The following is a 13,714-nucleotide window of genomic DNA, read 5'->3' as shown; positions in this document are numbered from 1 at the left end:
CTTCTTCTAGATCTGCCGCAGCTGGGTGAAGTTCTTCTCGGCCATGTCGATGCCGAAGAGCGTATCCTCGAAGCCCGTTCGCTCGGGTTCGTAGACCACCATCGAGTCGCGGATGCCGAGATACTTGCGGATGCTCGTCGCCGCGCGCCGGCCGGCGCCCATGGCGAGGATCACCGTCGCCGCGCCGGTGACGATATCGCCGCCCGCGTAGACGCCCGCGAGCGACGTCGCGAGATCCGCGTCGGTGTCGATATAGCCCCATTTGTTGAGCCCGACCTTCGAGGTCTGCCCGAGGATCGGGTTGGGCGAGGTGCCGATGGCGTAAACCACCGTGTCGGCCTCGAACTCATATTCCGATCCTTCGATCGGCACCGGCCGCCGCCGGCCCGAGTCGTCGGGCGCGCCCAACTCCATCCGCTGGCAGCGCATGGCGCGGACGTTGTTTGCGTCATCCCCCAGAAGCTCGACCGGCGCGGTCAGCCAGTGGAACTCGATCCCCTCTTCCTGCGCGTGGTGAAGCTCTTCCTTGCGCGCCGGGCATTCGGCTTCGGTGCGCCGGTAGACGCAGTGGACCTCCTCGGCACCGAGCCGGAGCGAGACCCGCATCGCGTCCATCGCCGTGTTGCCGGCGCCAATGACGGCGACCTTCTTGCCGATCTCCAGCGGCGTGTCGAAATTCGGGAACTCGCCCGCATGCATCAGGTTGCAGCGGGTCAGGAGCTCGTTGGCCGAGAGCACGCCGTTGAGGTTCTCGCCGGGGATGTCCATGAACTTCGGGGTGCCTGCGCCGGTGCCGATGAACACGGCGTCATAGCCCATCTCGTCCATCATCTGCTCGACGGTGAAGAGCCGACCGACCAGCGTATTGTTGCGGATTTCGACGCCGAGATCCTTCATGTTGCCGATCTCGGCATCCACGACCGAGTTGGGCAGCCGGAATTCCGGAATGCCGTAGCGCAGTACCCCGCCGGGCGCGTGCAGCGCCTCGAAGACCGTGACCTCGCAGCCCGCCTTGGCGAGATCGGCCGCGCAGGCCATGCTCGCCGGACCCGATCCGATGACACCGATCCGGAAGCGGTTGGGCTCGACATGGCTCTTCTTGTGCCAGCCGTTCTCGATCGCCTTGTCACCGAGCCAGCGTTCGAGCCTGCCGATGGCGACCGGCTCCAGCCCGCCGCTCACGGCCACTGCGCAGACGCCTTCGCACTGGTCCTCCTGTGGGCAGACCCGGCCGCAGACCGCGGGGAGCAGGGTAGAATCCGTCAGCACCTCCCAGGCGCCGTGATAGTCCTTCTTGATCATCCTGGCGATGAAACCTGGGATGTCGATGCCGACCGGGCAGCCTTCGACGCAAGCGGGTTCGGGGCACATCAGGCAGCGCTCGCATTCGACCAGCGCGTTCGCCTCGTCGAACCCGAGCGAGACCTCTTCGAAATTGGTTGCCCGAGTCTCGGCGTCCAGCACTGGCATGAAGGCCCGTTCCTGCGGGATCGACCGGATCGTCTTGCGTGCCATCTAGCGGGCCTCCTCTTCCATCGCCAGCATGCGGCAGTTCTCGTCCCAGCGTTCCATGGCCTTGGCCTCCTGCGGCCGGTAGCGCTTCAGCCGCGCCATCAGGTCGTCGTAATCGACCTCGTGGCCGTCGAAATCCGGTCCGTCGACGCAGGCGAACTTGATCCGCCCGCCGACGCGGACACGGCAGCCACCGCACATTCCGGTTCCATCCACCATGATCGGGTTGAGGCTCACCATTGTCTTTATACCATGCGGTCGGGTCGCCTCGGAACAGGCACGCATCATCACCGGCGGGCCGATGGCCACCACCTCGTCGATATCGCCATGCGCCGCGATCGCCTGCGCAATCCCGTCGGTGACCATACCCTTGATGCCGGCCGACCCGTCATCGGTGCAGATGATGAACTCGTCGCAGACGTCGCGGAACTTCTCTTCCCAGAAGACGAGATTGGCGGAGCGGAAGCCAACGACGCCGATCACATGGGCGCCTGCTTCTTTGAAGGCCCGCGCCTGCGGGTAGATCGGCGCCACGCCGAGGCCGCCGCCAACGCAGATCACCTTCTTCGCATGGGACACCTCGCTCGGAATGCCCATCGGGCCGGCGATGCCGTAGAGCGTCGCGCCAACCTGCGCGCGCGCCTGCATCTCGCGACTCGACTTGCCAACCGCCTGGATCACCAGCGTGACAGTCCCCTTCTCGCGGTCGAAATCGGCGATGGTCAGCGGGATGCGCTCGCCGTGCTCGTCTATCATGACGATGACGAACTGACCCGGCTTCGCCGCCCGCGCCATCTGCGGATGCTCGATCTCCAGCAGGAAGGTCGTCTCCGAAAAGTCGGTTCGCGCAACGATCGGAAAGCCGCTCGCCCGGCCGTCCTGCGCCGCGCGCGTTGTCCCCTGCCCCGGCTCTGCTGCCGGGACGCTCCCATGCGTGTCGCTGTCGGACATGCGCGTGCTCCTCCTTCGGCTCGCGCGGTCCAGGCCGGGGTCGTGCGACTGTGCGCGACGGAATACAGCCCGGACTCGGCTGGCATGACGCTATTCATGCAGCGCTTCTCTTCCTTGATTACGATCAAGTCGGCAAACGTTTTCGCAAGGGGTGCGCGATTGGTCGCAGTATATGCGTGTTTTTGAATACGTCAGCCGTCGGCCATGGGTTCGATCAGCTCCGGACCGGTGGCGCGATTGGAGTTCACGGCCGGGTCGACCCGGTGCCAGGCGAGGCTGCCTTCCGGCGACGGCCGCATCAGGACCGCGGCGCCGTGCCCCGACTCGCCGAGCCAGAGCGGCCAATCCTCGGCCGCGAGGATCACCGGCATCCGGTGGTGCAGAGCCTCGAGCCCGCCGCCCGCGGCGCAGGTGACAATGGCGACCGTCGTCATCCGTGCCCCTTCCCGCTCCCAGTCCTGCCAGACACCGGCCATGACCATCGGGCCTGCGTCCGCGGGGCGGATATACCAGGGCAGCCGCGCGCCCTCGGCGCCCTTGGTCCATTCGAAGAAGCCCGAGGCGGGAACTAGGCAGCGGCGACTGCGGATCGCCTCGCGGAAGGCGGGCTTGGTGGCAATGCCCTCGGCGCGCGCGTTGATGATGAGCGGGCCGTCGGTGGGCGTCTTGTACCAGTGTGGCAGGAAGCCCCAACGCATGGCGCGCAGGCGCCGTTGGCCGTCTTCCGAGACGGCCGTGGTGATCATGTTGGTCGGGCAGATATTATAGCGCTCCCCATCGGGGAGGTCGTTGCCCGGCACCGCCTCGAAGAGGCGCGCCATGGCTTCGGTGGGCAGGAGATTGACGAAGCGTCCGCACATGGGCGGCAGCATAGCCCAGACGGCTCAGCGCTGAAACGGTCGCGACACATGGCCGAACCGGCCGCCGGCTCATCGCCCGAAACCACGCCGCCGCGACCGCGGCACCTTTCGCTCCGGTAGAACGAAGCCAGTCGATCGCGCGGGGCCGACAGGGCCGGCCCAGCGTCGCTTTGCGTTCGGAAGCGCTACTTGGTGGCGATCCGGCCATCCGTGTAGGGCTTATAGGGCCCCATTTCCGCGAGATATTCGGCCGTTACATCGGCAAGGTCGGGGCCGAAATCATAGGCATTCTTCGCGTCGCGGAACATCGCGTAACCGTCGCCGCCACCGCGGACGAAGTTGTTGGAGACGAGGTAGTAGCTCTTGGCCGGGTCGATCGGCGCCCAGCCGTCGCCCTCGGCGACCATCACCTCGACGACCCGGGAGCCGGGCTCGGCGGCCGGATCCCAGGTGAACTTAATCCCGGCGACCTGCGGGAAGCGACCGCCGCCTTCCTCGACCTCGCTCACGCCGTTCTCCAGCGCGTCGATCACGGTCTGGCCGGTGACCTCGAAGGTCGAGAGCGTGTTCTGGAAGGGCAGCACGGTCAGCACCTCGCCCATCGTCACCTCTCCGGCATCGATCGAGGCACGCAGGCCGCCACCATTGGCGATTGCGATGGTGACACCCTGGTCCTTCACCCGGTCGAGCATCGCGTCGGCCACGAGGTTGCCCATCGGGCATTCCATGGCACGGCAGACTTCGCGGGAGCCCTCGATCGCCTCGGACGTCTCGGCAACCACCTTGTTGCGGATCTCGTCGAGCGGCTTGGCGAGCTCGGCGATGCGGGCGACAGCCTCAGGATTCTCGGCAACCGAGGCATCCATGATGAGCGGCTCACCCTCGGCAGAGATCACCTTGCCCTCGTCGTCGAAAACCACCTTCAGCTCGCCGAGGAACTTGCCATAGGCATAGGCCTGCACGATGGCCGTGTCGCCGACCATGGTGGGATATGGCCCCTTCGCATTCTCGGACACGTTGGACAGATACGTATTGTCATGTCCGCCAACGATCACATCCACGCCCGTCGTGTTCGCGGCGACTGCCTGATCCACCAGATATCCCGAGTGACTGAGAACGATGATCTTGTTGATCCCTTCAGCCGTCAGCTTGTCGACTTCGGCCTGAACGGCTTGGGTGGGGTCGGTGAAGGTCAGATCCCTGCCGCCAATCGTGAGTTCGGCGGTGTCCTGAGGCGTCAGGCCGATCAATCCGATCTTCTCGCCGTTGCGCTCAATGACTGTGGACTTCTTGATCGCATCCTTCAGCAGCGGTTCACCGCTTACGTCCGCGTTCGACATCAAGACCGGGAAATCGACCGCGTCCACAAATCCGCGCAGCACTTCGGGGCCGTCGTCGAATTCGTGGTTGCCCACGGTCATCGCGTCGTAGCCGAGCTTGTTCATGAACTCGGCCGCCATCTTGCCCTTGTAATAGGTATAGTAAAGCGTGCCCTGGAACTGATCACCGCCATCGAAGAGGACCGGGTTCTCGGCGCGGGCGCGGGCCTCTTCCACGGCCGTCACCAGGCGCGCGGAGCCGCCGAAGCACTTGCCCTCGGCATTGTCCTCCGCCGAGCAGCCCGAATCGTATTTGCTGATCGGTTCGAAGCGGGAATGGAAGTCGTTGGTGTGCAGGATGGTCAGAGTGTAATCGGCCTGGGCGGCGCCTGCCATCGTGGCGAGCGCGGCGACCGAAGTGAGAAGGCGTGCGAACATCGGAATCTCCCTGTTATATGGCGCAAAGAGTGTCGGGCTTCGGCTCCGGCGTCAAACCCTTCGAGTCTTTCTATCGATGCCGGGAAACGGGATCGTGACAGGCGCTTGACCCAGCCCGCGCGGCGGGGCACATCGCCTGCATGCTGATCTACAAGATACTCCGCCGCCCGGAATGGGAGGCCTTCCGCGATGCCGGCGAAACCGCGGGTGCGCCCGTGGACCTCGAAGACGGCTTCATCCATTTCTCGACCGCCGCGCAGGTCACGGGCACCGCCGAGAAGCATTTCGCCGATGAGCCGGATCTTGTGCTGGTGGCCGTGAAGGCCGAGGCGCTCGGTGAGGCGCTGAAATGGGAGCCGTCGCGGGGTGGCGCGCTTTTCCCGCATCTCTATCGGACGCTGCGGCTGGAGGAGGTCACCTGGGACAAGTCGCTCCCCTTGGGCGGGGCGGGCCACATCTTTCCCGAAGGCGTGGTATGAGCCGGCTGGAGCGGATCGGCCTCGCGGCGATGCGGCGGCTCGATCCGGAGCTTGCGCACGGGCTGGCGCTCAGGGCGCTCACCGCCGGGCTTGTGCCGCTGCCGGGGCCGATCACTTCGCCGCGACTCCGCGTGACGCTGGCCGGGCTGAACTTGCCGAACCCGCTCGGCCTCGCCGCCGGCATGGACAAGAACGCCGTGGCGCTCTCGCCGCTGGCGCGCGCCGGTTTCGGTTTTCTCGAGGTCGGAGCCGTGACGCCGCGCCCGCAACCGGGCAATCCGAAGCCGCGGCTCTTCCGTCTCAGAGAGGATCGCGCTGTCATCAACCGTTTCGGCTTCAACAATGACGGCATGGAAGCGATGGCCGCGCGGCTCGCGGCGCGTCCAAAGGGGGCCGTGATCGGCCTCAACCTCGGCGCGAACAAGGACAGCCCGGATCGCACCGAGGATTTTGCCCGCGTGCTGGCCTGCTGCGGACCGCATCTCGACTTTGCGACCGTCAATGTCTCCTCGCCCAACACCGAGAACCTGCGCGACTTGCAGGGCAAGGCGGCGCTTGAGGCGCTGCTTCGCTCCGTCCTGGAAGTGCGTGACGGGTTGGCGCGGCGCATTCCGGTCTTCGTGAAGATCGCGCCGGATCTCACCGAGGCCGATATCGCCGATATCGCCGAGGTCGCCGGACAAACGGGTATCGACGCGATCGTCGCGACCAACACCACGCTCTCGCGGGAGGGGCTCCGGAGCCCGCATGCCGTCGAGGCCGGCGGTCTCTCGGGCGCGCCGCTCTTCGAGAGATCGACTTCCGTGCTCGCGCGGCTCTTCGCGGAGACCGGCGGGCGCATCCCGCTTGTGGGCGTGGGCGGCGTTGGCTCGGGCGCGGAGGCCTATGCCAAGATCCGCGCCGGCGCGACGGCGGTGCAGCTCTATACCGCGCTGGTCTATGGCGGGTTGTCGCTCGTGGGCGAGATCCTGCGGGACCTAGAGGCGCTGCTCGCGCGCGACGGGGTTTCCAAGGTCGCGGAGGCGGTGGGCGCGGACCTTTAGGTCCCGGCTTTTCAGATCACGGCGCGGAGCGACGCCTCGATCTGGCCGCCGCACCAGGCATCGCCGAAGCGTGCATCGCTGTCCCTTCGCTGCGCCGCGAGCGCCGGACGCGCCGCCATCCGGTCGCAGAGTCCCGCGATCCGGGGCGCATTGGCATCGAGCACCGGCCTGAGCGGCGGCAGCTTTTCGGTCATCGTTCCCCAGAGCGTCGCGGTCACAAGATCGGCGAGGCAGGCGTCCGCGGTGCCTAGCAGGAATCCGTCACCGGCCTCGAGGCCGAAACGTCGCCCGGTCTCCTCGAAAATCCCCATCCAGCGGTCGAGCCGGGGCCGAAAGACGCGCCAGGCATCGTCGGTCCACATCTGGTTGCCGTTGTGGCGGGTCATCTCGTAGAGCACGTCATTGGCATCCTCGACCGCCTTGAGGCAGAGCGCCCGGCGCATCGGCTCCTGCGGAAACAGGCCATGGCGTTCGGCGAGGTAGAACAGGATGGCGGGCATCTGGGCGATGCTGGCATTGGCGCGGAGGTCGGTGAGCACGGGCGGCCCCATATGCGGCACGATCTGATCTCGCGGCGCACGCGACTTCTGCGCCCGGATCTCGTCCATGCCCGGCTCTTCCCAGGACGCGCCCGCATAAGCGAGGACCGCGCGCACGAACTCTCCTCGAAACGCGATGGGCCAATAGTGGAGGAGGTAGTCGGTCATCGTCCCTGCCCGGATACGGATCCTGTGAGGGCGAGCCTATCCCGCCGCCGCTTGCCTGGATAGAGACTGTTCGCACCGCCCGGCCGAAAGGCCGCGGCGCGGACGGCAGGGCACCGCCAGCGGGATCACTGGCCGACGGCGCGCTCCAGCGCGGGATAGCGGATCCAGAGCGTCGTCCCCCGCGCAACAAAGGAGACGGCCAGAGCCGCCCAGAGGCCGTGATTACCGAAAACGGGCATCAGCGCGGCCAACGTCAGCACATAGGCCAACGCCGACAGGAGCATCATGTTTCGCATATCGCGCGTGCGGGTCGCGCCGATGAAGATGCCGTCGAGCATCCAGGGCGCCGCGCCGAGAATGGGAACCGCCACCATCCAGGGCAGATAGTCCCGCGCCGCGATGCGCACCTCGGGCGCGGTGGTCATGAGATCGATCACCGCGCCACCGACAAGCGCGAAGCCCGCGGCCATCGCGAGCCCGGCGCCGAGCCCCCAGAGGCTTGTCATCACCGCGCTCCGGCGGAGCGCCGGGACGCTGCGCCGCCCCATCGCCTGTGCGACCAGCGCCTCCGCAGAGAAGGCGAAGCCGTCCATCGCATAGGCCGTCACCTGGAGGAATTGCAGCAGCACCTGGTTGGCGGCGAGCGCCACGTCGCCAAGATCGGCGGCAAAGAAGAGGAAGGAGACGAAGATCGCCTGCAGCAGCAGCGAACGGATCAGGATGTCGGTATTCACCGAGGCCATGCGAAACAGCTGCACGCGGTCGAAGACCCGGGACCAGTCGCGCCAGAAGCGCCCCGCGAACGCGTCCCGACAGAGCCACAGGCCGAGGCCCGCGCCGCCCCATTCGGCAACGAAAGTGGCGACGGCAACGCCGCGCACGCCCCACTCGAAACCGAGGACAAAGAGCAGGTCGAGCGCGATATTGACCGCGTTCATCGCAACCTGAAGGACCAGCACCGAGCACGTTCGCTCCAGCGCGATGAGCCATCCGGTGAGCCCGAAGATGGCGATGGCCGCGGGCGCCGACCAGACGCGGATCGCCAGATACTGCCGCGCCAGCGCCTCGACCTCGGGGCTCGCGGGCGACAGCCGGAAGGCGCCGGCGAAGATCGCCGATTGCGCAAGGATCGTCGCGCCGCCCGCGATACCGGCGACGATCAGGGCCCGGGTGAGCAGCGCGGAGACCTCGGCCCGGTTCCCGGCACCATGCGCCTGGCCGACCAGCCCGGTCGTCCCCATCCGGACGAAGCCGAATATCCAGTAGATCGACGTCAGGATGATCGCGCCGATCCCAACCGCGCCGATCGGCGCGGCCTCGCCCATCTGTCCGACCACGCCGGTGTCGACCAGCCCGAGGATCGGAACCGTCGTGTTGGAGAGCACGATGGGTGCGGCGATGGCCAGCACGCGCCGGTGGGTGATCGGCCGAACCTCGCCCGTGTGGGCGGCCTCAGTCATCCGCGGGCATCAGGAAATGGCCGGTCGCCTGGGCAAAGGGCCGTGCGCGGTTGTCCTGCCAGGCCTCGACATGGACGGAGGCATAGCGCCGCCCGGAGCGGTTCACGAGGGCGCGGGCATAGGCATCGCGCGGCAAGCCGGTGCGCAGGAAATCAGTCGTGAAATCGATCGTCTTGGGCAGGGCCGGGATCCGGCCGGCACCGATCGCGGCGGGGTCGACGGCGCCGCTCTCGATCCTCTCCCAGAGGATCGACCAGCCGAGCCCGATGATCGCGGTCACCTCGAGGAAGGAGGCGGTCGCGCCGCCATGCAGCGCCGGCAGCGTCGGGTTCCCGATATGAGTTTCTCGATAGGGCAGGATCGCCGTGAGTTCGTCGCCGCGGCGGTCGAAGGCGATGCCGAGAAAGGCGATATAGGGCACGCCACGAACCAGCGCATCGAGCGCCCGGTCACGCCGTTCCTTGATCACCTGCACAGGTTCGGGCCGCGGCTTGCTCACGACACCTCCTCCCGGCGCTCGAAGGTGAAGGCGCCGACGGCGGTGGCCACCGGGCCGGCCTCCGCATCCTCGTCCTGAGTGGTGGCCCGGATGAAGGCGACGGTGCGTGTGGTGTGATAGCAGACGGCCTCACAGCGCAACCGCTGGCCGGAGCGGGCGGGACGCATGTAGTCGATTCTCAGATCCAGTGTCGCGGTTGTGCCCGTGCCGTCGCCGCGCGCGATGACCGCGGTGCCCGCGGTGGTGTCCATCAGAGCGCTCACCGCGCCGCCATGGATCACGCCGGTATGCGGGTCGCCCACAAGCCGCGCGTCCCAGGGCATCGAAAGCACCGCGCGCCCTTCCCCGACTTCTTCCAGCCGCATCCCGAGCGCCTGCGAGAAGGGCAGCGACTCGATCACCTGCCGCGCAATCGTCTGGTTTTGCACACCGCTCTCCCGTGGCTCCACGTGTTGGCCCGGACTATCCGGTTCGAGACCGGCCTTGCAAGCCCGCCCTGTCGTCGCGGTTTGCCGATCGGCCATTGAACGCTTTCGCGGACAGCCATACCTTTTTCTTGAACCCATAGACGGAGAGCGACCCGGTGCCCGGCGTCCGGCTGAGTTTCAAGGAAATGTGCGCAAAGTTCGATGTGACGCCGCGCACGTTGCGATATTACGAGTATATCGAACTGCTTCAGCCCGAACGGGAGGGACGGACCCGCTGGTATCACCCGCGCGAGGTGGCGCGCATGACGCTGATCCTGCGCGGCCGGCGGTTCGGCTTCAGCCTCGAGGATATCCGGCAATGGCTTCTGCTCTACGAGCAGGAGGGCACACGCCGCCAACTCGACACCTGGATCGAGATGGCAGACCGCCAACTCGCCGAACTCGGGCGCCGAAAGGCAGAGCTCGAAGAAACGATTCTCGAGCTTCAGAAACTCCGCGACGAAACCGCGGCGGCCCTGAACTAGGGAGGATGGCGACGTGACCAGATCATCCCTGTCCCCCGCCGCCTTCCAAAGCCCTTTGATCGTGGGCGCAAGGAAATTTCGTCGTCAGGCAAGAAACCGGCCTTTCCGGTCAAAATGTGACGCAGCGTCAGACTTACGCTGGCGTAAAGCAATGTGTAGGGAAGCGCCGGAAACGCGTGCCCCGGTTGTAGTTGGTTCTGCGGAGTGCGGAGAGGAAGAGAGATGAGTAACGAAGACGACCTGATGACTATACGCAAGATGTGCGATGCTTATGGTGTAACCCCGCGCGCGCTGCGTTTCTACGAGTCCAAAGAGCTCCTGTCGCCGATCCGGCAAGGCACGCGGCGGCTGTTCACCCGGCGGGACCGGGCGCGGCTGAAGCTGATCCTTCGCGGCAAGCGGTTCGGGTTCAGCCTCGAGGAGATCCGCCAGCTTCTCGATCTTTACGACGTCGGCGACCAGCAGGTGACCCAGCTTGCTCGGACCTACGAGGTCGCGTCCCGGCACCTCAATGACATGGTCCGGCAGCGCACGGAACTCGATGAGGCTATCACAGAACTCAAGGAACAGCTCGCCTGGTGCGAGCGTCGGCTCGTCGAACTGAACGTCCATTCGGCCGCGGAATAGCCCGAATGCCGGCCCGAGGAGAGTCCTCATGCCGAGCTACACGGCTCCAGTGAACGACATCCAGTTTGTCCTGCACGCGTTGCTCGATGCCTCGCGTCAGGACATTCCGGGCTATGACGAACTCGACGCAGGTTTCACCGCCGCGGTCCTGGAGGAAGCCGGCAAGATCGCCGGCAACGTCCTTGCACCGCTCAACGCGGTGGGGGACCGCGAGGGCTGCCGGCTCGACAACGGCGTCGTGCGAACGCCCGCGGGCTTCGGGCAGGCTTTCAAGGAAATGAAGCAGGGCGGCTGGACCGCGCTTGACTGCGACCCCGCCTATGGCGGTCAGGGCATGCCGGTCCTGCTCGGCACGGCGGTCGGCGAGCTGTTCTCGGGGGCCAACCAGGCCTTCACGATGTATCAGGGGCTGACGCACGGCGCCTACACCGCGATCCACACTCACGGGACCGAAGCGCAGAAGGCCAAATGGCTGCCGAAGATGGTTTCCTGCGACTGGACCGGCACGATGAACCTCACCGAGCCGCATTGTGGCACCGATCTTGGCCTCATGCGCACGCGGGCCGTGCCGCAGGAAGACGGGAGCTATCGGGTCACCGGCCAGAAGATCTTTATCTCGGCGGGCGACCATGACCTCGCCCAGAATATCGTCCACCTCGTGCTGGCGAAGATTCCCGGATCCCCCGAGGGCATCAAGGGGGTATCGCTCTTCATCGTGCCGAAATTCCTCGTCGACGACACCGGCAGGCTCGGTGCCCGCAACGGTGTCTCCGTGGGCAAGCTCGAAGAGAAGATGGGCATCCACGGCAACGCGACCTGCGTGATGAATTTCGATGAGGCCGAGGGCTATCTTCTGGGCGCGCCGCACAAGGGCATGCGGGCGATGTTCACGATGATGAACGAAGCCAGGCTCGGCGTCGCGATGCAGGGTCTTGCGCAGGCCGAGGCCGCTTACCAGAACGCGGCGGCCTATGCCAAGGAGCGGCTTCAGGGGCGCGCGGTGCCGCTGCCTGCCAATCCAAACGGGCCGGCTGACCCGCTGATCGTGCATCCCGATATCCGCCGCAACCTGATGGACCAGAAGAGCTTCGTCGAGGGCGCGCGGGCCTTCCTGCTCTGGGGCGCGAGCCTGATCGACCGATCGCATCGCTCCGGCGACGCGGAGGCCGAGGGTCTGGTCTCGCTCCTGACACCCGTGCTTAAGGGGTTCCTGACAGACAAGGGGCTCGAGATGTGCGTCCAGGCGCAACAGGTCTTCGGTGGGCACGGCTATATCGAGGCTTCGGGCATGTCGCAATTCGTCCGCGATGCCCGCATCACCCAGATCTACGAAGGCGCCAACGGCGTTCAGGCGCTCGACCTCGTGGGCCGAAAGCTCACCCAAGACGGCAGCCGGCATGTCACGGCCTTCTTTGAGCTTGCGCAGGACTTCATCCGGGACAGCGAGGGGGACGTGGGCCTGGAGGCGGACTTCCTCGATCCGCTCGCACGGGCCATCGTGGACTTGCAGGCGGCGACGATGTTCTTCATGCAGGACGGCATGACCAATCCCAACGCCGCGCTCGCAGGCTCCTACGACTTCATGCATCTCTTCGGCCACACCTGCCTCGGGCTGATGTGGGCTCGGATGGCCAAGGCGGCGCGGGAAAACCTCGCCGCCTGCACGGGCGACGCGGCCTTTCTCGAGGCCAAGCTCGCCACCGGCCGATATTATATGGCGCGCCAGCTGCCGGCGACCGCCCTGCATCTCGCCCGCATCCGGAGCGGCGCGGAGCCGGTGATGTCGCTGCCTGCCGACGCCTTCTGAACGGGGCCGCTACGATGCCGAAACGCCTGCGCCTCACCCGCCGATTGAACGTCGCGCTGAGCGAGGACGCCTATCGCCGCCTGCGCAAGTTCGCCGAGGAAGCCGGGCTGACGCAGGACGAGGCATTGTGCTTTCTGTTCGAGAATTTCGGCAGTGTCACCGATGACGACGCTCTGCCACACCGGCTCCGCCTCTTCCAGGCCGAGCTGGAGGCGCGCAAGAGGTAACGGCGGAGGCAGGTTTGGCGAGGGAGAGGCTCGCCAGCAAGAAGCAGGGCCGACCGGTGCGCGGGGGGAGGAACAGGGTCCGGCGGCCCGACGCGTCTTCTCCCTGGGCGGTTGTCGGCGCCACCGCCAAGCGCAGGGAAAACATCGCCTCGGACTGGGGCAAAGTGGAGAACGGGACAATGGCAATCAGGCTCTATTGCTTCGGCGAATCCGGCAATGCCTACAAGGCGGCGCTGTCGCTTGAACTCGCCGGACTCGACTGGGAGCCGGTCTTTGTCGATTTCTTTCATAGCGAGACCCGAAAGCCGGCCTTCCGCGCCCTGAACCCGATGGGCGAGGTGCCGGTGATGGTGGAGGATGAGATTGTGCTCACCCAGTCCGGCGTGATCCAGGATTATGTCGCTGAGACGAGCGGGAAGCTTGGCTGGAAGGACGCGGCCGAGCGGCGCGAGATTCTGCGCTGGATCCTGTTCGACAACCACAAGAATTCGGGCGTGGCGGGGCCAGCGCGGTTCAATATGAACTTCCTCCCCTCTTACAAGCGCAGCGATGCGGTCAACGCCTTCCTGATTGCGCGTCACACTGCGGCGATGACCGTACTCGACCGCTGCCTCGAGGGCCGCGACTGGCTGGTTGGCGAGCGACCGACGATCGCCGATATCGCCAATTGCGGCTACCTTTTCTACGAAGAGCCCTTCGGGTTCGACCGCAAGGACTTTTCCAATATCGACGCCTGGCTCGACCGGATCGCCGCGCTGCCTGGCTGGAAGCATCCCTACGAGCTTATGCCCGGCTCCCCCGCGGACCGGGCCTGACACCGCGGAGAGCGAAGG

At 66.2% G+C, this 13,714-nt stretch carries 15 protein-coding genes; 7 read left to right on the top strand and 8 right to left on the bottom strand.

Annotated elements, in window-relative coordinates; all coding sequences use genetic code 11:
* Positions 1 to 6: 6 nt before the first annotated feature.
* From gltA to EU800_RS18360, 4 genes are all read right to left on the bottom strand, one after another.
* Complete coding sequence (gene gltA, locus EU800_RS18375) at positions 7 to 1,515, bottom strand: NADPH-dependent glutamate synthase (protein WP_129634486.1); 1,509 nt, start codon at positions 1,513 to 1,515, stop codon at positions 7 to 9.
* The gene (locus tag EU800_RS18370; protein ID WP_129634485.1) at positions 1,516 to 2,463 is read right to left on the bottom strand and encodes a sulfide/dihydroorotate dehydrogenase-like FAD/NAD-binding protein; all 948 of its coding nucleotides are present in this window, start codon (positions 2,461 to 2,463) and stop codon (positions 1,516 to 1,518) included. It abuts the gene before it with no gap.
* Positions 2,464 to 2,654: 191 nt separating this feature from the next.
* On the bottom strand, positions 2,655 to 3,323 hold the full coding sequence (locus tag EU800_RS18365) for an SOS response-associated peptidase (protein WP_129634484.1): 669 nt from the start codon (positions 3,321 to 3,323) through the stop codon (positions 2,655 to 2,657).
* A 185-nt stretch (positions 3,324 to 3,508) separates the two neighbouring features.
* Complete coding sequence (locus EU800_RS18360; RefSeq protein WP_129634483.1) at positions 3,509 to 5,080, bottom strand: bifunctional UDP-sugar hydrolase/5'-nucleotidase; 1,572 nt, start codon at positions 5,078 to 5,080, stop codon at positions 3,509 to 3,511.
* Between the two features lie 140 nt (positions 5,081 to 5,220).
* Here EU800_RS18360 and EU800_RS18355 point away from each other — a divergent pair, with 140 nt between their 5' ends.
* A complete protein-coding gene (locus tag EU800_RS18355; RefSeq protein ID WP_129634482.1) occupies positions 5,221 to 5,559 on the top strand; it encodes a DUF952 domain-containing protein in 339 nt (112 codons plus the stop codon).
* Positions 5,556 to 6,602 carry a quinone-dependent dihydroorotate dehydrogenase gene (locus EU800_RS18350; RefSeq protein ID WP_129634481.1) on the top strand — a complete coding sequence of 349 codons (1,047 nt, stop codon included), beginning with the start codon at positions 5,556 to 5,558 and terminating at the stop codon, positions 6,600 to 6,602. The genes EU800_RS18355 and EU800_RS18350 overlap by 4 nt, the downstream gene beginning before the upstream one ends.
* Before the next feature lie 11 nt (positions 6,603 to 6,613).
* Here the strand turns inward: EU800_RS18350 and EU800_RS18345 are convergent, their stop codons facing one another.
* From EU800_RS18345 to EU800_RS18330, 4 genes are all read right to left on the bottom strand, one after another.
* Entirely contained in the window at positions 6,614 to 7,309 is a 696-nt protein-coding gene (locus EU800_RS18345; protein WP_129634480.1) for a glutathione S-transferase, read from the bottom strand.
* Positions 7,310 to 7,434: 125 nt separating this feature from the next.
* Positions 7,435 to 8,769: an MATE family efflux transporter gene (locus tag EU800_RS18340; RefSeq protein ID WP_129634479.1), complete on the bottom strand. Its 1,335-nt coding sequence runs from the start codon at positions 8,767 to 8,769 to the stop codon at positions 7,435 to 7,437.
* Positions 8,762 to 9,268, bottom strand: a complete 507-nt coding sequence (locus tag EU800_RS18335; protein ID WP_129634478.1) for a PaaI family thioesterase — start codon at positions 9,266 to 9,268, stop codon at positions 8,762 to 8,764. The genes EU800_RS18340 and EU800_RS18335 overlap by 8 nt, the downstream gene beginning before the upstream one ends.
* Positions 9,265 to 9,696 (bottom strand): PaaI family thioesterase, encoded by a 432-nt coding sequence (locus EU800_RS18330; protein WP_129634477.1) that lies wholly within the window; start codon positions 9,694 to 9,696, stop codon positions 9,265 to 9,267. The genes EU800_RS18335 and EU800_RS18330 overlap by 4 nt, the downstream gene beginning before the upstream one ends.
* 185 nt (positions 9,697 to 9,881) lie before the next feature.
* Here EU800_RS18330 and EU800_RS18325 point away from each other — a divergent pair, with 185 nt between their 5' ends.
* The 5 genes from EU800_RS18325 (at position 9,882) to EU800_RS18305 (ending at position 13,696) form a co-directional block, all read left to right on the top strand.
* Positions 9,882 to 10,220 carry a MerR family DNA-binding transcriptional regulator gene (locus tag EU800_RS18325; protein WP_371685645.1) on the top strand — a complete coding sequence of 113 codons (339 nt, stop codon included), beginning with the start codon at positions 9,882 to 9,884 and terminating at the stop codon, positions 10,218 to 10,220.
* A 222-nt stretch (positions 10,221 to 10,442) separates the two neighbouring features.
* Positions 10,443 to 10,847 carry a MerR family DNA-binding transcriptional regulator gene (locus tag EU800_RS18320; RefSeq protein ID WP_129634475.1) on the top strand — a complete coding sequence of 135 codons (405 nt, stop codon included), beginning with the start codon at positions 10,443 to 10,445 and terminating at the stop codon, positions 10,845 to 10,847.
* Positions 10,848 to 10,875: 28 nt separating this feature from the next.
* Entirely contained in the window at positions 10,876 to 12,654 is a 1,779-nt protein-coding gene (locus EU800_RS18315; protein ID WP_129634474.1) for an acyl-CoA dehydrogenase C-terminal domain-containing protein, read from the top strand.
* Between the two features lie 14 nt (positions 12,655 to 12,668).
* Positions 12,669 to 12,881, top strand: coding sequence for a hypothetical protein (locus EU800_RS18310; protein ID WP_129634473.1), 213 nt, complete (start codon positions 12,669 to 12,671; stop codon positions 12,879 to 12,881).
* Between the two features lie 179 nt (positions 12,882 to 13,060).
* A complete protein-coding gene (locus EU800_RS18305) occupies positions 13,061 to 13,696 on the top strand; it encodes a glutathione S-transferase family protein (RefSeq protein ID WP_129634472.1) in 636 nt (211 codons plus the stop codon).
* Positions 13,697 to 13,714 lie beyond the last annotated feature (18 nt).

Origin of the sequence: Tropicimonas sp. IMCC6043 (assembly GCF_004146235.1) — a bacterium.
Classification (GTDB): domain Bacteria; phylum Pseudomonadota; class Alphaproteobacteria; order Rhodobacterales; family Rhodobacteraceae; genus Tropicimonas.
Note: the sequence above shows the minus strand (reverse complement) of the source record. Positions and strands in the feature narration are given on the sequence as shown.